The organism is Pantoea sp. X-Soil-ISGK-275 (genome assembly GCF_059730795.1).
In genome coordinates this window covers 1,992,058-2,009,753 of record NZ_AP035976.1, presented here as the reverse complement: position 1 = coordinate 2,009,753, position 17,696 = coordinate 1,992,058, and the positions used below count along the sequence as shown (strand labels likewise).

At 55.7% G+C, this 17,696-nt stretch carries 20 protein-coding genes; 6 read left to right on the top strand and 14 right to left on the bottom strand.

Annotated elements, in window-relative coordinates; translation table 11 throughout:
* Positions 1 to 49 precede the first annotated feature (49 nt).
* The 5 genes from AC6I8A_RS09390 to AC6I8A_RS09370 are packed head-to-tail and all read left to right on the top strand — an operon-like array spanning position 50 to position 5,217.
* The gene (locus AC6I8A_RS09390) at positions 50 to 1,681 is read left to right on the top strand and encodes an ABC transporter substrate-binding protein (protein WP_497818360.1); all 1,632 of its coding nucleotides are present in this window, start codon (positions 50 to 52) and stop codon (positions 1,679 to 1,681) included.
* Positions 1,678 to 2,703 carry an ABC transporter permease gene (locus AC6I8A_RS09385; RefSeq protein WP_008110051.1) on the top strand — a complete coding sequence of 342 codons (1,026 nt, stop codon included), beginning with the start codon at positions 1,678 to 1,680 and terminating at the stop codon, positions 2,701 to 2,703. Before AC6I8A_RS09390 ends, AC6I8A_RS09385 begins: the two co-directional genes overlap by 4 nt.
* The gene (locus tag AC6I8A_RS09380; RefSeq protein ID WP_176972282.1) at positions 2,700 to 3,605 is read left to right on the top strand and encodes an ABC transporter permease; all 906 of its coding nucleotides are present in this window, start codon (positions 2,700 to 2,702) and stop codon (positions 3,603 to 3,605) included. Before AC6I8A_RS09385 ends, AC6I8A_RS09380 begins: the two co-directional genes overlap by 4 nt.
* Positions 3,577 to 4,443, top strand: a complete 867-nt coding sequence (locus AC6I8A_RS09375; protein WP_265296837.1) for an ABC transporter ATP-binding protein — start codon at positions 3,577 to 3,579, stop codon at positions 4,441 to 4,443. Before AC6I8A_RS09380 ends, AC6I8A_RS09375 begins: the two co-directional genes overlap by 29 nt.
* An 18-nt stretch (positions 4,444 to 4,461) precedes the next feature.
* Entirely contained in the window at positions 4,462 to 5,217 is a 756-nt protein-coding gene (locus AC6I8A_RS09370; RefSeq protein ID WP_061720157.1) for an ABC transporter ATP-binding protein, read from the top strand.
* 182 nt (positions 5,218 to 5,399) lie between these two features.
* Here the strand turns inward: AC6I8A_RS09370 and AC6I8A_RS09365 are convergent, their stop codons facing one another.
* Together AC6I8A_RS09365 and AC6I8A_RS09360 are read right to left on the bottom strand one after the other, a co-directional pair.
* Positions 5,400 to 6,425 (bottom strand): Fic family protein, encoded by a 1,026-nt coding sequence (locus AC6I8A_RS09365; RefSeq protein ID WP_436333280.1) that lies wholly within the window; start codon positions 6,423 to 6,425, stop codon positions 5,400 to 5,402.
* Positions 6,426 to 6,601: 176 nt separating this feature from the next.
* The gene (locus tag AC6I8A_RS09360) at positions 6,602 to 7,240 is read right to left on the bottom strand and encodes an RpiB/LacA/LacB family sugar-phosphate isomerase (RefSeq protein WP_008110061.1); all 639 of its coding nucleotides are present in this window, start codon (positions 7,238 to 7,240) and stop codon (positions 6,602 to 6,604) included.
* 128 nt (positions 7,241 to 7,368) lie between these two features.
* Between AC6I8A_RS09360 and AC6I8A_RS09355 the strand changes: the two genes are divergently transcribed.
* Positions 7,369 to 7,698, top strand: coding sequence for a cupin domain-containing protein (locus tag AC6I8A_RS09355; RefSeq protein ID WP_008110063.1), 330 nt, complete (start codon positions 7,369 to 7,371; stop codon positions 7,696 to 7,698).
* 16 nt (positions 7,699 to 7,714) lie between these two features.
* On the opposite strand, the gene AC6I8A_RS09350 is transcribed toward AC6I8A_RS09355, so the two are convergent.
* The 12 genes from AC6I8A_RS09350 to AC6I8A_RS09295 all read right to left on the bottom strand — a co-directional run bounded on the left by AC6I8A_RS09350 (position 7,715) and on the right by AC6I8A_RS09295 (position 17,257).
* Entirely contained in the window at positions 7,715 to 8,212 is a 498-nt protein-coding gene (locus AC6I8A_RS09350) for a protein disulfide oxidoreductase (protein ID WP_497818359.1), read from the bottom strand.
* Entirely contained in the window at positions 8,209 to 8,931 is a 723-nt protein-coding gene (locus AC6I8A_RS09345) for a DsbA family protein (protein WP_256696389.1), read from the bottom strand. The genes AC6I8A_RS09350 and AC6I8A_RS09345 overlap by 4 nt, the downstream gene beginning before the upstream one ends.
* Entirely contained in the window at positions 8,931 to 10,931 is a 2,001-nt protein-coding gene (locus AC6I8A_RS09340; protein WP_497818358.1) for a protein-disulfide reductase DsbD family protein, read from the bottom strand. Before AC6I8A_RS09340 ends, AC6I8A_RS09345 begins: the two co-directional genes overlap by 1 nt.
* A gap of 49 nt (positions 10,932 to 10,980) precedes the next feature.
* On the bottom strand, positions 10,981 to 11,337 hold the full coding sequence (locus AC6I8A_RS09335; protein WP_497818357.1) for a hypothetical protein: 357 nt from the start codon (positions 11,335 to 11,337) through the stop codon (positions 10,981 to 10,983).
* A 140-nt stretch (positions 11,338 to 11,477) separates the two neighbouring features.
* Positions 11,478 to 12,272, bottom strand: coding sequence for an SDR family NAD(P)-dependent oxidoreductase (locus AC6I8A_RS09330; protein WP_479490414.1), 795 nt, complete (start codon positions 12,270 to 12,272; stop codon positions 11,478 to 11,480).
* 124 nt (positions 12,273 to 12,396) lie between these two features.
* Entirely contained in the window at positions 12,397 to 12,981 is a 585-nt protein-coding gene (locus AC6I8A_RS09325; protein WP_497818356.1) for a P-loop nucleotide/nucleoside kinase family protein, read from the bottom strand.
* A complete protein-coding gene (locus tag AC6I8A_RS09320; protein WP_497818355.1) occupies positions 12,978 to 13,415 on the bottom strand; it encodes a PTS sugar transporter subunit IIA in 438 nt (145 codons plus the stop codon). The genes AC6I8A_RS09325 and AC6I8A_RS09320 overlap by 4 nt, the downstream gene beginning before the upstream one ends.
* Before the next feature lie 9 nt (positions 13,416 to 13,424).
* A complete protein-coding gene (locus AC6I8A_RS09315) occupies positions 13,425 to 13,694 on the bottom strand; it encodes a hypothetical protein (protein WP_312182962.1) in 270 nt (89 codons plus the stop codon).
* Positions 13,695 to 13,756: 62 nt separating this feature from the next.
* Positions 13,757 to 14,599: a class II fructose-bisphosphate aldolase gene (locus tag AC6I8A_RS09310; RefSeq protein WP_008110083.1), complete on the bottom strand. Its 843-nt coding sequence runs from the start codon at positions 14,597 to 14,599 to the stop codon at positions 13,757 to 13,759.
* Complete coding sequence (locus AC6I8A_RS09305) at positions 14,586 to 15,959, bottom strand: PTS sugar transporter subunit IIC (protein WP_497818354.1); 1,374 nt, start codon at positions 15,957 to 15,959, stop codon at positions 14,586 to 14,588. The genes AC6I8A_RS09310 and AC6I8A_RS09305 overlap by 14 nt, the downstream gene beginning before the upstream one ends.
* Positions 15,952 to 16,266 carry a PTS sugar transporter subunit IIB gene (locus tag AC6I8A_RS09300; protein WP_008110086.1) on the bottom strand — a complete coding sequence of 105 codons (315 nt, stop codon included), beginning with the start codon at positions 16,264 to 16,266 and terminating at the stop codon, positions 15,952 to 15,954. Before AC6I8A_RS09300 ends, AC6I8A_RS09305 begins: the two co-directional genes overlap by 8 nt.
* 10 nt (positions 16,267 to 16,276) lie before the next feature.
* A complete protein-coding gene (locus AC6I8A_RS09295; RefSeq protein ID WP_256696386.1) occupies positions 16,277 to 17,257 on the bottom strand; it encodes a 6-phosphofructokinase in 981 nt (326 codons plus the stop codon).
* Positions 17,258 to 17,696: the final 439 nt, after the last annotated feature.

Genomic DNA, 17,696 nt, shown 5'->3' with positions numbered 1-17,696 from the left:
AAGCAGTACGGCAAAAAACTATAAACCTCTGACCTGCTGGACTTTGCTTATGAACCTGATGAACCCCTGCAGAGCGTGGTGCGCCGCGCTGCTGCTGCTCACCTGTAGCCCGTCGCTACTGGCGTCCACGCCAGACGACCAGCTAATTGTGGGCATGAACATGAACAACTTACTCACGCTCGATCCCGCCGCCATGACCGGCAACGAAGTGGTCGGCATTGTGGTCAATCTCTATGACGGTTTAGTTGAGTTAGATCCGCAGCAGCTCACCAACGTGCGCCCCGCGCTGGCGGAGCGCTGGGAAATTAGCCCCGACAACCGTCAACTCACCTTCCATTTGCGTGACAATGTCACCTTCCACTCCGGTAATCCATTGAGTAGCGCCGATGTGATCTGGTCGATGCGCCGCGTGCTGCACCTCAATCTGGCGCAGGCGTCGGTATGGAAATCATACGGCTTCAGTAAAGAGAACGTGGATCAGATGATCACCGCGCCGGACGCGCGCACGGTGGTGATTCGCCTGCCCAAGCCTAACGATCCCAAGCTGGTGCTCTACTCGCTGGCGGCGCTCGGCAGCATGGTGGTGCTCGACAGTAAAACCGTGCAGGCGCAGGCGGTGAATAACGATTGGGGCAATCGCTGGCTTACCACCCACGAAGCGGGTTCCGGACCGTTTCGCCTGGATGTATGGCAGGCCAAAGATGTGCTGCGCATCAGCCGCGATGCCAACTACTGGCGCGGTGCGCCAAAGCTGACGCGCGTGGTGTTCCGTCATCTGCAGGAGTCGCAAACCTTGCGCCTGATGATGGAGAAAGGTGATCTCGATATCGCCAGCAACATGGCGATCCCCGATGTGAAAGCGCTGCGCCACGATCCCGACCTCACCATCGACGCGGTACAAAAAGGCACGATCTATTACCTGGCGATGAGCATGAAGGACAATCACTTCGCCAATCCGCAGGTGCGTGAAGCACTGCGCTATCTGGTGGATTATCAGGGAATTAACAAAACGCTGATGGCCGGTTACGGCACGCTGCATCAGCGGCCGATTCAATCCGGCATGCCGGCAACGTTGCCCGATCCGGGCTACAAGCTGGACGTGCCACGCGCTAAAGCGCTGCTCGCCGCCGCCGGTTATCCCAACGGTTTTGATACCACGCTGCGCGTGCTGGCCGATCAGCCGTTCCTCAATGTCGCGATCGCGATTCAGTCCACGCTGATGCAGGGCGGGATTCGCGCCAAAATCATCACCGGCACCGGCAACCAGATTTACGGTGCAATGCGCGAACGCCAGTTCAACCTGCTGGTAGGACGTGGCGGCAGCGGCGTGGAGCCGCATCCCCACTCCAGCCTGCGCGCGCTGGTGTACAACCCAAATAATGCCGATAGCGCACGGCTCACCAACTTTCAGGGCTGGCGCACCGGTTTTTATGACGCGCAGCTGAACAGCATGATCGATAAAGCGTTGCTGGAGCGCGATGTTAAACAGCAGCAGCAGGATTACTTCGCTATCCAGCAGCGTTACGACCAGCTGATTCCGGCGCTGATGCCAATCTCGCAAATGACCGATTCGGTAGTGGTGAATAATCGCGTGCAGGATTACGTGCCGCACCCGTCGGCCACCACTTTCCTGCGTGACGTATGGAAAACGCCAGACAGCCTGGCGGGAGGTGCGCAATGAAGCTAACAAAAAGCCACTGGCGACGCCTGCGTAGCCGCAGCGTGCAGGTCGCGATCACGCTGTTTGGCCTGCTGCTGCTGACCTTCTTTATTGGTCGCGTGATGCCGCTCGATCCGGTGCTGGCAATTGTCGGGCCGGATGCCGATCACAATACCTATCAGCAGGTTTATCACCAACTCGGCTTCGATAAACCGTTATGGGTGCAGTTTGGTATCTATCTGCAAGGCCTGCTGCACGGCAACCTCGGGCTGGCGCTGCTGACCGGCCAGCCGGTGATCAACGATATCCTGCGCGTCTTCCCGGCCACGGTGGAGCTGGCGACGCTGGCGATTGTGATTGGTACCGGCCTCGGCGTCCCGCTAGGCGTGTGGGCCGCCGCGCGTCGCAACAGCGTGATTGACTATCTGGTGCGCATCATCAGCCTGGCGGGTTACTCCACGCCGATCTTCTGGGTGGGCATGGTTGGTCTGCTGCTGTTTTATGCCCATCTCGGCTGGGTTGGCGGCGCGGGCCGCGTCGATTTCAGTCTTGATGGCATTGTGCCGCGTCGCACCGGTTTTCTGCTTATTGACGCCTTGCTGGTGGGCAACTTCACGGTGTTCAGCAATGCGCTTAACCACCTGATTCTGCCCGCGTCGCTGCTCGGCTTTCACTCGCTGGCATACATCAGCCGCATGACACGCAGCTTCATGCTGGCGCAGCTGTCGCAGGAGTTTATTTTGACCGCGCGGGTGAAAGGTCTCAGCGAATGGCAGGTGATTTGGCAGCACGCTTTCCGCAATATTCTGGTGCAGCTGCTGACGGTGGTGGCGCTGGCGTACGGCTCGCTGCTGGAGGGCGCGGTACTGATTGAAACCGTGTTCTCGTGGCCCGGTTTTGGTTCCTATCTCACCGGCAGTTTGATGCTCGGCGATATGAATGCGGTGATGGGCTGCGTACTGGTGGTCGGCCTGATTTTCGTGCTGCTCAATCTTCTCTCTGACCTGCTCTATCAGGTGTTCGATCCGAGGACCAAAGTATGACGATTTCTCTCGATACGCCGTTAGCCAGCCAGACGCGCGAACGGCTGGCGCGCTGTCGCCGCACCGGCGCACGTATCGGCCATTTTCTCTGGCAGATGGCGCGCAACCCGTTAACCGCAATTGGTGGCGGCATCATTTTGCTGCTGCTGGTGGTGGCGCTGTTCGCGCCGTGGATCGCGCCCTACCATCCGCTGATTCAGGATCTTAATAATGCGCTGACGCCACCCAACGCGCAGCACTGGTTTGGCACCGATGAGTTTGGCCGCGACATCTTCAGTCGTCTGGTGTGGGGCGCGCGCATCACGCTGTATATCGTGCTGCTGGTGTCGATCACCGTTGGCCCGCTGGGCTTGCTGCTCGGCGTCACCGCCGGTTACTTCGGCGGCAAAGTCGATAGCGTATTGATGCGCGTCACCGACATCTTCATCTCTTTCCCGAGCCTGGTGCTGGCGCTGGCGTTTGTCGCCGCGCTCGGTCCGGGACTGGAGCATGTGGTGATCGCCATCACCCTCACCGCCTGGCCGCCGATTGCACGCCTGGCACGCGCCGAAGCGCTGTCGCTGCGCCAGGCCGATTTTGTCTCCGCGGTGCGCTTACAGGGCGCTTCTTCACTGCGCATTCTGTGGAAGCACATTGTGCCGCTGTGCCTGCCGTCGGTGATCATCCGCATCACCATGAATATGGCGGGCATCATCCTGACCGCTGCCGGACTGGGTTTTCTGGGTTTGGGCGCGCAGCCACCGGATCCGGAATGGGGTGCGATGATCGCCAGCGGCCGCACTTACATGCTGGAATGTTGGTGGGTGGTGACGGTGCCAGGTCTGGCGATTCTGATCAACAGCTTAGCGTTCAACTTCTTAGGAGATGGCTTACGTGACATCCTCGATCCCCGCAGCGAATAGCGCTGCACCGTTGCTCGACGTGCAGGATTTACAGGTCAATTTTGTCAATGGTCGGCTGGTGACGCCCGCCGTGCGCGGCATCTCCTTCCAGTTGGGCAAGGAGAAACTGGCGATTGTCGGCGAATCCGGTTCCGGCAAATCCACCGTGGGCCGCGCGCTGTTGCAACTGCATCCGCGCAGCGCGCAGGTCACGGCACAGCGCATGCAGTTTGGTGACGTGGATCTGCTGCGCGCCACGCCAGCCCAGATGCGCGCCATTCGCGGCAAGCGTATCTCAATGATTATGCAGGACCCGAAATACTCGCTGAATCCGGTGGTACGCGTGGGCGAGCAGATTGCCGAAGCCTGGCGCAGTCATCATCCCGGCCAGCGCGAGGTTGCGCGGCAGCGAGCGATGGAGATGCTTGAAGTGGTACAGGTACGCGATCCGGGCCGCATCTATCAATGTTATCCGCACGAAATTTCCGGCGGTCAGGGCCAGCGCGTGATGATCGCCATGATGCTGATTACCGATCCTGAACTGCTGATCGCTGATGAGCCCACTTCGGCGCTGGACGTTTCGGTGCGTTTGCAAGTGCTGGCGCTTTTGGACGATTTGGTGAAACAACGCGGTCTGGGGCTGATCTTTATCAGTCACGACATCAATCTGGTGCGACGCTTCTGCGACCGCGTATTGGTGATGTATGCCGGGCGTGTGGTGGAATCGCTGGCTGCCAGCCAGCTCGACCAGGCGCAACATCCCTATACACAAGGCTTACTCGCCGCGCTGCCGGATATGGATCAGCGTCGCGCCCGTCTGCCGGTGCTGCAACGTCAGGCCAGCTGGCTGCAACCCTAAGGAGCAATGATGAACGAGATGATCCGCGTCAGTAATCTCAACCTCAGTTTTGGTGAGGAAGAACGGCGTAATCAGGTGTTGTTCGACGTCAACTTGTCGATTCGCGAGGGTGAAATTTTTGGCCTGGTCGGCGAGTCGGGATCGGGTAAAACCACGGTACTCAAATGCCTTGCCGGGCTTTTCACCCACTGGCACGGCGAGCTGGCGATCGATGGCGTGCCGCTCGAGCATCGTATCGCGCGCGAGCGCTGCCGCAGCGTGCAGATGGTGTTTCAGGATCCGTATGGATCGCTGCATCCGCGTCATACCATCGGCGATATTCTTGAGGAGCCGCTGCAGATTCACGGCATAGGTCAGCGCCAGCAGCGAGTCATCGCCATGCTGGAGAAGGTCGGCCTCAATCGCGCATGGCAAACCCGTTATCCGCATCAGCTGTCTGGCGGACAGCGCCAGCGCGTAGCGATTGCCCGCGCGCTGATCCTCGAACCGCGCGTACTGCTGCTGGATGAACCGACCTCAGCGCTGGATGTTTCGGTACAAGCGGAGATCCTCAATCTGCTCAGCGACTTGCAGCAGCAGGAGAAACTAACCTACTTGATGGTGACGCACGATCTCGGCGTGGTGGCGCATCTGTGCCATCGCGTGGCGGTGATGCAGCACGGCAAAGTGCTGGAAACGCTGGATGTCGATGCACTGGTTCACAATCGCGCGCAGGTGGCCTATACGCAGATGCTGGTGGATGCAAGCCGGCAGGATAACGGGGTTCTGGCGTAGGGTCGCCGTTTATGGCGACCGCTTTACCAGGTGCGCATTTAGGTATGACCGGTCTGATTTGTAACCCATCAGCCCGGTCATACCTAAATGCGCACCCTACGAAAAACGCGCCAGTCCTTTGTAGGGTCGCCATTTATGGTGACCGAAACGCACGCAGTAGTTGAATGAGTTTATGCAAACTATCAAATAACTCGCCAATAGCCGCCCCTGGCCGCCCCCACTCTTTCCAGACGATGATGTGATTGGAGGAGTTTTAAATTACGCTCAATGGTTCTGCTACTCACGCCCAACAACTGAGTCAGATCGGCAATGGTCATATCAGGTGATTTACTCAGGGCAGCAAATATTTTTACGGCGGTGGCAGGAAGTTTAGCATTTTTTTTCTCCGACATTTTCTCCGACACTTTCTCCGACATTTCCAATGTCGAGATGTCGGTTGAAGAAGAGTGCAAACCAATACCTTCAACCAATGCTTCAATCAACTTTTCCAGCATGAAAGCGATAAAAGGAGTGCAATCACTGGCCCGATCACATTCGCCTAAAACGCGATAATAATGCTGCTGCTGATTATGGATCAGCGTTTCAACCGGAAGCCATGCGAACTCAGGACGCCATTCGCTGAGAATTAATGTTTGCCATAATCTTCCCATGCGTCCATTGCCATCGGTGAAAGGATGAATGAATTCAAATTCATAATGGAAGATAGAGCTGGCAATTAACGGATGAATATCTGTGTTTTTTAGCCAATTGAGCAAATCCCCCATCAGGCGTGAAACCTGGTTCGCTGGTGGTGCCATATGGATAAGTTGCTGTTCGCGATATACCCCAACATTGCCATTACGTAATTGGCCCGGCGCATCAACCAGTCCCATCATGAGCAACTGATGCGCCGCCAGTAAATCGGCTAGTTTTGCACTTTGCCAGTCATTGAGCTTTTCATAAGCCAGAATAGCGTTACGCACTTCCTGAATATCTTTAGCTGGAGCCAACACACGCTTGCCTTCCATGATCGCTGTCACCTGTTCAGTTGACAGACTATTGTGCTCTATAGCTAGCGAGGCCTGAATGGTACGAATGCGATTCTCTTTACGCAAAAGCGGTGAAGATTGTTCTGCCTGAGCAGCCCAGCGGCCTAGTAATTCACCTACTTCAATCACCTGATTCAGGATGGTTGGCGTGATGGTGTAAGGCGGCTGATAACCTGCCATGCGTCTCTCCCTTGATGATTGCTGATGTTTACCAGACGGCTACAACGATGAAATTAAGCGTGACCTGCGAGGATATTACAATTTTGGTCATCGTGTGATGGGGAAAATGATATTTCAAATCTGGAAGTGAAAAACAACAAAGCCAGGTTTCCCTGGCTTCGCTCAAACCGTTTTGATTACTGCGTCAGTTCACGTACAAAACCCACGATCTCCTGATTCTGACCATGTTCAAACAGGCAATGCTGCAGGCGCGGGCCGCTTACCGCGGTCTTCACCAGTTCCGGATCGATGGCGCGCAGTGAATCGAGGTAATTCTCTTTCAGCAATGCTGCTTTCACCTCGTTTAGGATACCCGCGTTGCGCACCTGTGGCTCTTTGCGCTCAGGCGGATAACCGTGCCCTTTTTCGCCGGTGAAGGCTTTTTCGAAAATAAAGCGCAGGTTCAGTTCCGCGCCCCAGCCAAAGCCTTTGGCGAACGGCAGCGATAGCGCATTACCGTTGTTGATTTGCGCAAACAGATAGGCATCCGCCGGGTCGATGCAGTAGCCGCACACCACGCCGGGATGCAGGTTCAGCGACATCAGCGCACCCTGGCCGGTGCCGCAACCGGCTACCACAAAGTCCACCGCTTTGCTGTTCAGCAGTACGTTGGCCATGATGCCGAGATGAATATAGGTAAGATGGTGATCCTGTTCGTCGCTCATACCGACGTTAAACACCTGATGCCCGAGCGGTTGCGCCACAGACTGAAGCTCTTTTAACACCGTTGCGTTCTTCGCAGCCTGGCTATTTTCCATCATCAAAGCGATTTTCATGATCCATCCTCAGATTAAATTGAAACACCGTTTCATTTTAATCAAAGATCGTTAAAATGCAGCCTTTAAATGCCTTTTTGACTGTGAGTTAAGTCACACATTGACGATGCAACCTGCAAGGAGAAACCATGTTTATCTATAAAAGCGCAACCCAACTGGACGATTTAGGTAACGGCGTGACGCGCCGAATTCTGGCGCATGGCGGCACCATGATGGCGGTGGAAGTCACCTTTGAGCAGGATGCTGTTGGTCCGCTGCATCACCATCCGCATGAGCAGCTCACCTACGTGCTATCCGGACGTTTTGCCTTCACCATTGATGGCGTAACCAAAGAAGTGAGCGCTGGCGATACGCTGTATAAAGCGCCGAATATTGTGCACGGCTGCGTGTGTCTGGAAGCGGGCGTATTGCTGGATACCTTTACGCCGCAGCGCGAGGATTTTCTGGCGGCACCGTAACGTGCCGCCAGACAGACTAGCGGGAAGCCCACCAGAGGCGCAGCTTCAGCCCCCAAGCGCTGGTCCAGCCGCTGCTGGTGCTGATGACTTTGCCCTGATGCAGCACGATAAAGGTCGGCGTGGCCTGAATATCCCAGCGCTGGCCGATCGCCCCGCTCTTATCATTGATCGCCACGCCTTGCAGCCCTTTCTTCTCCAGCCAGGTTGCTACGCGCATATCGTTACCGGATCGCAGCGCCACGCTCGCCACCTTGTAACCTTGCTGGCTCATCGCCGCCACAGTTGGCGTGGTGAGTTTGCATACGCCGCACCAGGTTGCCCAGACGTAAACCAGCAATGGCCGATCCTGACTGAGCTCCGCCAGATTGACCTCGCCTTGCAGCGAGGTGAGCGGCTGTTGCGCCAGGTCGGCAGGCAGCTGCGGTGCGCGCAGCCAATCCATGCCCCACAGTGCCGCCGCGACAATCAGCACCAAGAGCAGCACCTCACGCAGCCAGCGCTTTAGTCGACTCATTGCTTCGCCTGCAGCGCGCCTTTCACTGCCGCTTCCAGTTGCTGATACGGCACCGCGCCGCTGATCATCTGGTCGCCCACCAGCGTCGCTGGCGTGCCCTGTACCCCGAGCTGCTGCGCCAGCGTCAGGTTGCTGTTGATGGTGTCGAGGCTCACTTTGCTTGGCTCTTTCAACTTGATGCCGGTTTTCTCCAGCGCCGCGTCGATGCTGGCGGTATCGTGATTGCCCTTTTTCGCCATCAAACGTTCATGCAATTTGAGGAAGTTTTTCGGCTGCTGTTCCCAAACGGTGAGCGCCAGGCGCGCCGAGGTGAGTGAGGTTTCAGAGCGATACGGCAGCGGTTTAATCACCACCGCGACCTGCGGATAGGCTTTCAGCAGTTTTTCGATATCGGCTTCAAACTTCTTGCAGAACACGCAATTGTAATCGGTGAAATAAACCAGCGTCAGCGCCGGTTTCTCGGCACCGATGCGCGGTGAACCAGCGTCGTTGAACAGCGCGTCATGGTTTTTCTTCACCATTTGCGCCACCACATTTTGCTGCTGTTGCGCTGCTTCTTTATCAAACGCATCAGCCGCTTCCGCCAGAATTGACGGATTTTGCACCAGGGTTTCACGGATCAGCTCTTTGATGCGCGCTTCCTGCTCAGGAGTAAAAGGCGCAGCCGCCAGTGCAGGCATGGCAAGGAACATCAGTGGCAGTAACAGGGATTTCTTCATTATTTTTTCGCCTCAGAGAGAGTGGAGATCACCGCTTCACGACTCAGCAGCGGTGACAAAATCTGGCCTTGCGGCAGTGCCGGGCCATAAATTTGGTTAAAAGGGATCGCCACACGGTCGCGGCGGCGCAGGAATTCACCGATGGCAGGATCGGGCTGCGTCCAGTCGCCGCGCAGCAGCACCACGTCATCGGCTTTCAGCGCAGCACGCACATCGGGTTGATTCAGTACGCGGGATTTGTTCACTTTGCAGGTGATGCACCAGTCGGCGGTGACATCGACAAACACCCGTTTATCCTGCTCGAGTGCCTGATGGATCGCCGCTTCGGTCAGCGGCTGCCAGTGCAGCGTCTCCTCTTCCGGCGTGATGCGCGTCATTAGGAATAGCGCACCAGCCAGCGTCAGAGTGATAAACACCACGCCCGCCTGTTGAAGCGCGCGACGTTTCACCAGCCAGCCGCAAAGTACCGCGAGTAACATACCCACCAGCACCAGCGCGAAGGTGCTGCCCCAATGCGGTACCAGCAATGTCACCAGCCAGAAGGTCGCGAGCAGCATAAACAGGCCGAGCACGCTGCGCAGATGCACCATCCAGCGCCCCGGACGCGGCAGGCAGCGGGCCATGCCCGGCAACGCCGCCACCAGCAGCCACGGCAAACTCATGCCGACGCCGAGCGCGACAAACAGCAGCCACAGCTGCGGCAGCGGTGCCGTCAGCGCATAAGCTACCGCCGTACCGAGGAACGGCGCGCTGCACGGCGTAGCCAGCAAGGTGGCAAACGCACCCTGACCGAAGTGGCCGAGCAAGCCGTCGCCGCCCTGCGTCGCCAGTTTGGTATTCAAACCTGACGGCAAGCGGAAATGCAGCAGATCAAACAGGCTGGCGCTGAACAGGAACATCACCAACACCATCACCAGCAGGAAGCCGCTACTCTGGAACTGAATCCCCCAGCCAAGCGCCTGGCCGCTGAGCCGCAGCCCGGTCATCAGCAGCGCCAATAGCAGGAAGGAGAAAATGATCCCGGCGCTGGAAGCGAGAAACTGCTGGCGCGTCTGACGCTGCGTTTGCCCTTGCTGCTGCACCATGCTGCTGAGCTTGATCGCCAGCACCGGCAATACGCACGGCATCAGGTTGAGGATCAAGCCACCGAGCAGCGCCAGCAGCAACACCGACCATAAGGTTTGCGCGCCATCGCCGGATACCAACGCTTCCGCGCCAATATTAATCGCGCTTTGCTGCGCAATCCCACCATCGGCAACCACCAGCGACAACGTTTTGCCGCGCAGATCCGGTGCCGCTTCGCCCCATTCATCGGTGACCGCCACCCGCGCGCTGAGCGTGTCGCCTTTCACACTGATTTGCGGTGCCGCCAGCATGCTGCCCTGCGGATAATCGAAGAACAGTTCAGGTTGTTGCCAGCGGCCCTGCCGCTGGGCGCGAATCTGCAATTCGCCATTCACAAAGCTGGCGTCGAGTTGATCGGTTAGGCCGCTGGCCGCCGGGATGCGCCCCATCGCTTCGGCGAAATCGCGGGCAAAATCGGCGTCAGCGGGCTGCGTCAGATCGAGGCTGAACGGGAAGTCGGTGAGGATGCAGACGTCGCTGCAGGTCGAGAGCGTCAGCGTTCCTGCGATCGGCTGGCTCGACAGTTTCGCCAGTTCAATCGGCAGCGTGATATCGCCTTTGTAGCCTTGTGTGGTCAAGCCGCTAACGTCAAAACGTTCGGGCGCAGGCCAGAACCACTGCGCCTTTACATCCGGCGTTTGCCAGCGGATTTCCGGCGCAACACCGCCTTCGCCTGGCGTGCGCCAGTAGGTTTTCCAGCCAGGTTGCAGGCGAATATCCAGCAGCAGTTGCTGATTATCGTTGTGGCTGGCGCTGCGCAGGCGCACTTCGGCATGGTTGTTTTGCGCATTGCGCAGCCAGCCGGTGTCTGCCGCCTGCGCAGTGATCGCGCAGCTCGCCAGCAGGAGCAGCAGGCTCCTGATCAATACAGTCATGGGAATTCTCCAGTGAATAACAGGGTTTACGCGATGTAACGCGCAGGTGTTATTCCCGGAAGACGCAGAAGGTCAGATGCCGCCGTCGCAGAGGCGGAAACAGCTGTGCGCGGCGATAGCCGACGGACGTGGTGGTTTGTGTGAAGGTGGCGATCAGGGCCAGCAACAACAGCAGGAAAGGCAATGCGGTATCAAGGATGGGTGCGGCGGCACTCAGCGATTTGGCGCTCAGCGCACAAGGTTTTTCACTGCCGCTGGCATCGTCATTGCTGTTGGCTTGCGCGGACGCGCTGACCTGCGCTAAAGGTGCGGAAGGCAAATTGAAGCTGCGCTGGACGAGACAAAACGCCAGCACCAGACAAACCAGTGCCAGAATCCATTTTGCGCGTGATAGCGATATCGTCATGCCGCAGCCTCAGAAAAAAGTGCGGGCATTTTAAGCATCTGCAGCAGAAACACCAAGCTTTGCTGTGTAAACTTTTGTCTTTGTGGTGCGAGCGTCGTAGGGTCGCCATTCATGGCGACCTGGTCAATTACCGCACCCGGCTAAACAATATCATCCACCACGCCGCCATCGACGCGCAGCGCGGCACCGGACGTCGCGGATGCCTGTTTCGAACAGACGTACACCACCATATTCGCCACCTCTTCCACCGTTGCTGCGCGCTGGATCACCGAACTCGGACGCTGGGCCATGACAAACTCTTTTGCCAGCTCTTCCAGCGGTTTACCGGTGCGCTTCACTTCGTCTTCCATCATGGCGGCAAAACCATCAGAGAGCGTTGGGCCCGGCAACACGCTGTTCACCGTCACGCCGCTGCCCGCCACCACTTTCGCCAGCCCGCGCGCCAGCGACAGCTGCGCGGTTTTACTCACGCCGTAATGCAGCATATCAGCGGGAATATTCAGTGCTGACTCTGAGGAGATAAACACCACGCGGCCCCAACCGCGTTTCACCATCTCCGGCAACAAAGCCCGCGACAGGCGCACGCCGGACATCACGTTGGTTTGCCAATAGGCATCCCAGGTGTCGTCATCCACTTGATAAAAATCCTGCGGACCGTAAATCCCGGCGTTATTCACCAGAATATCGATCGGCGGCAAACCGTTGAGCAGTTGCTTAACGCCCTGCGCACTGCCGAGATCGGCGATAAAGGTATGAATTTTCGCCCCCTGGACTAGGCCGTTGAGCTTCTCGCGCGCACGACTCACCGAGGCTTCACTGCGCCCGTTGAGCACCACTTCCGCCCCGCTGGCCGCCAGACCTTGTGCAATGGCAAAACCGATGCCGCCGGTTGATGCGGTAACTAAGGCTGTTTTTCCGTGTAGATCGATATTCATCATGCTTTCCTCTGTGAGCGTAATCACAAAGCCTGGTTCAGGCAGAGGAAGATGCATTGACGAATCATGCGATGGCGGTGTCGGCCGCAGTGCTGATGCGCGTTCAGCCTGCTGCCGACAGGGTTCAACCCGAGGCCGATAAAGCCGGTTGAGCGCTGATTGGCAGCCGCAGTTGGCGCTGCAACCAGGCGCAGGCCGCCGCCTGGTCCGGGTTGCGCGCGTTAAGCTGCAACACCGGACCCAGCGCCATCGGCTGGGCGGTTTCCGCCAGCTTGCGCAGTTCTGGCAGATACTCCGCGCCCGGATGTCCCGGCATACGATCGGTCAAGCGTGCCTGATAGCGCGCCACCGCCTCATCTGGCGTGATCGCCAGCCACAGCTCCAGCACCCGCGTCACGCCCGCCTGTTGCAATCCTTGCTGCAATACCGCTTTCGGCTGGAAGCCAAACCAGGCATCAATGACGTAGATGCAGCGCGTCGGTGCTTGCGCCACCACTTGCCAGATCGCCTGATACGCCGCACAACCTAACTGGCGATTGCGCAGGCGATCCACCGGCGCAAAGCTGGCCATAAACGGCTCTTTCAGGCTATCCAGCGTCAGCACCGGAAAGCCGAATTGCTCAGCCAGCGCGCGCGTCAGGGTGCTTTTGCCGGAAGCCGGAATGCCGTTCACCAGCACTACCATCTTCTCTTCAGTGTCGGTTGTCATAGGATCTCTATCACCTCCGCAGCACTGCTGGCGTTGCGCAAGCGCACCAGCGTCTCCCCATCTTCCAGCAGCGTGACAATCGCGCGGATGCCCTCTTCAATGTGGGCGTTGCTGTCACGCGCACCGAACATAATCACGATGTCGGCTTTGTCGCTGCCGTCGAACGAAATCGGCTCATCCAGTACGATCATGCTGAAACAATCTTTAAGCACGCCGCTTTCCGGCCGTGCATGAGGAATGGCGATGCCCTCCTCAAACACGTAATAAGCGCCATGCTCCAGCGTGTTGGCGATCACCGCTTCCGGATAACTGGCTTTGATGTAACCGCCGTTCACCAGCGGCAGCGCCGCCAGCGCGATCACCTCGCGCCAATCCCTGGCGCTGATCCCCACCTGAATCGCACTTGCCTCCTGCAGCAGCTGTTTAATACTCATACTGCCTCCTTAAAATGATTTGCGAATGGTGTTGCGCAGTTCATCGATTTTGACAAACAGCGGATCAATTTCCTGACGAAAGCGGCGGCTTTTGGCAAAGATATTTAATGCACGATTATATTCCAGCATTAATTGTTTTTGCGTCTCTGTCGCCTGCGGATTATTGGCTAACTGTTGTTCCAGCTCGCTTATTTTTCCGCTGATGGTTTCAGCCTGAAGATCTATTTCCTGTAAATCCTGGCTCTTATTATCGGAGCCCTTTTTCAAGAATCCAAACATAGCGTCTCCTGCCCCGAATGGCGCCGGGCACCTCAGGTTATTACGTCATGAGTGAGTCGGAATTAGCGGAACAGCTGAATCTTTTCTACCAGCACATTGGTTACGGCATCGTTGGCCGGCACAAGGAAATTACGCACGCTGTCGTTGACCTTGCCCTTTTCAAACGTCTGCTTGCAGTTCGCAACCCACTGCACATTCATCTCGGTGCCGACGTTGACCTTCTCAATGCCGCTGCGCACCGCAAGACGCATATCTTCATCGCTAACACCGGTTCCGCCGTGCAGCACCAGCGGCGTTTTAGTGGCATCGGTGATATCCGCCAGGCGCTGATGCTGAATATGCGCTTTGCCGGTATACAAGCCGTGCACGGTACCGATGGAGATGGCCAGCATATCGACGCCGGTTTCATCGACAAAGCGTTTGGCTTCATCGACGGTGGTAAAGGCCGCATCATTCATTTCCACTTCTTTGCCATCTTCCGAGCCGCCAATCGCACCCAGTTCCGCTTCCACTGATACCGCCAGCGGGCGTGCCATATCAATAACACGACGCGTATTGGCGATGTTCTCTTCAATCGGCAAATGTGAGCCGTCATACATAATTGAACTGAAGCCTGCATCCAGCGCAGTTTGAATCGCGTCTAAATCCGAACAGTGATCGAGGTGCAAACAGGTCGGCACATTACGGCTTTCCGACAGTGAGCGAATGGCATCCACCAATAATTTATGTCCGAGATATTTCGCTGTACCGGTTGAGATCTGAATCATTAATGGACTGTTAGTTTTCTCCGCTGCTTTAAAAAAGGCGGGCAGCATTTCCAGACAGTGCAAATTAAAGGAACCGAGCGCTTTAAATTCACGTTCTTTAGCAACCTGTAACAGATCGGTAAAGTTATAAAGTTTCATGGAGCTTTTCCTCATGGGATTTAGACTTGGTGGATTTTCCGTTAACAAACCAGGCGATGAGAGTAATAAAGGCAATAAACAGCGCGACGAACAGCCAGTTATTCTGGAAGGCATGGCCGAGCACCAGGCCGGTACTGATGACATCCGAATCACTGAAGGTGACGCCGATAAAACCGTAGCTTTCCAGCATCGGCACCAGAATCGCTGGCAGGAAGGTGATGAACAGACCGTGCACGAAACCGCCGATCATCGCCCCGCGACGACCGCCGAGCGCATTACCAAACACGCCTGCGGTGCCACCGGCAAAGAAGTTGGTCAGCAGACCTGGCAGAATCATCGCCAGACCAAACATCGGGAACACCAGCATGCCCACCACCGAACCCAGCGTGGTGGCGAGGAAGCCGACGATCACCGCGTTCGGGGCGTACGGGAACATCACCGGGCAGTCGAGCGCCGGTTTCGCATCCGGCACCAGACGCATGGCAATGCCGCGGAAAGCTGGCACCAGTTCGTTCAGCAGCAGACGCACGCCGCTATACAGCACGAACACACCGCACACGAACTGAATCGACTGCATAAAGGCGTACATCAGATAGTTCATGCCGTTGCTGTACTGGCCGATAAATTCCGGACCGGCGGCGACTGCAGGAATCAGGTACATCGGCACCATTACCACCGCCATCGACAGATAGGTGTCCTGCAGGAATTTAAAGTTGTCGGGCAGTTTGAGGTCTTCCGTGGAGCGCGAACCTTTGCCCACCACCTTCGCCACCGCCGCCGTCAGCAGGTAGCCGATGGTGCAGAAGTGACCGAGCGCCACGTCGTCGGAATCGGTGATACGACGCACCACCGGTTGTGCCAGCGCAGGCATCACAACCGCCATAATGCCGCCAAAGATGCCGCCGGTAAGGATCAGAGGTAAGCCTGTCAGCCCCGCTTTATAGCCAATCACCGCACCGATGGTCGCCATCCACAGCAGCGCCTGACCGGTCAGGAAGATGTATTTGAACGGTGTCAGACGCGCAATGATGATGTTGACGATAAAGATCACCAACAGCGTCAGCGCCACTTCAGAACCCAGCTCGCGGTTTGCTAACCCGGCAATGGCGGCAACGTCGGTGATATAACCCTGCATGCCAAAACCGTGGGTGAAAATGGTGTTCAGGAAGGTCAGCGTACCGACAATAATGTTGATACCGGCCATCATAATTAAGAAACCAAGCAGGGTTTTAAAGGTGCCTTCCACCACCTTGCCCGCCGATTTTTTTTGCAGTAGCAGACCAATCAGGGCAATAAAGGCGATCAATATTGATGCCTGCCCCAATAAGTCTTTTACCAGGAAGTCGATCACACTATTCATGATTAGCAACCTTTAAGTTACGTTCTTTCATAAACGCCACGATTTTCTCTTCAATTTCCGCTTTGTCGGTTAGCTTATTGAGAATAATCACCCGTTTGATCTGTTCCGGGCTGGCATCGGCATTTAACACATCAGCAAAGGCTTTCTGAGTTAAAATCATGTCGGATTTAAAGGCGTTAGCTTCAGAAATGGTGGTGTGATCGATATCAGCATCAATTTCGAGTTTCTTTAATACTGACTTGGCGCTCATCTCAATCGCAAAGCTTGAACCCAAACCACATCCACAGACACATAATATTTTCAGCATGGCTATTTCCTCACAGAATTTGCAGTTGTTTAGCGAGTTTATAATGATGCCCTTCCGTATCGACCAGGCGTTTTTTCATGCTTATTAAATCAATCGGAATCGGTCGATTACTGCCATTAATAATCACCGCTTTGTTGCGCATTCCCGACTGAATACAACGCGCGACTTCACTGGCCATAATGGTGCCCTGATAAATCTCTTCACAGGTAGGATCGCCATTACGCAGGCCATAACCGATAATTGTTTTACGAATACGCACACCAATTAACGGTTCAATTTGTTTAATTAACGTATCGATAGCGCCCTGAAAGCCCGGCGAATATTCTCGGGTGTAGCCTTCTGAGCACAAAATAATGACGCTGTTCTGCGCCGCCAGCCGCTGCGTGATGCGCTCGGCCAGCTCTTGTGGTGCAATCTGGCATTCCGGGATCAGCGCGAAATCCGCATTGGATTTGATCGCCGACTGCAAGGTTAATTCCCCGCAATAACCGCCCAGCAGTTCCACCATAAACACACGACCGGTTAAGGCGCGGCCGGTATTGCGTAATTTCGCCACCTCTTTTAAAACCTGCTCGCAGGCGGTGGAGAAACCGATGCTGTAATCACTGCCAAACACATCGTTATCGATGGTCATGCCGACGCCAAAACAATTGACGCCAAATTCACTTAGCGTATGCAGGAATTGTAATGAGCCATCGCCGCCCGCCATAATTAATACATCGATACGCAACGACTTAAGGTGTTTGGCGATGGTTTCATATTCCGGACGAATTAATTTTCTGCTGGTTCGTCCCGATTGCATTACCGGAATAGCGGCGATGGCGTAATCCACTAAATCGCGCTGGGATATTTCCTGGTGATTGTTTTCCAGCAATCCCGGAATGCCACCGTTAAATAACACCATTTCCGCCTGGGTTAAGCGCGATATTTGATACACAAAGTTATTAATCCCGGTGACATCGCCACCACTGATCACCATGCCAATTCTCATTGTCATCATCCTTTATGCTGTGCGTCTGGAATTCATTCTTCCGATTAACGACATTGTTATTTGCAACGAATGTCACAGTTTTGCGATGAATTCCCCGAGTGAGATCATTGACAGCATCCCATTCAGGCTAAATTCTGTGATGTAAATCACACGCCACTTTTCACCTTAAATCATTAATAACAAATAAAATCATAGGTTTATATTTATTTTGCGTAATAAAACCGGTGGCTTAAATAAACACCTTACTCGCTGTTTTTCTTTCGATCTATTTTGTGATTTCCCGCGCATTTTTATCGGTTCATGAGGCTTATTCCGTATCAGATAAAGGGATAATGATTACGTGCGTTATTTATGCGTCAGGTCCAGTGAAGGATTGACTCAATGCCGATGCACTTGTCCAATACCGTGGCAGATAAAAATAAAGAAGAGAAAAGTGAGC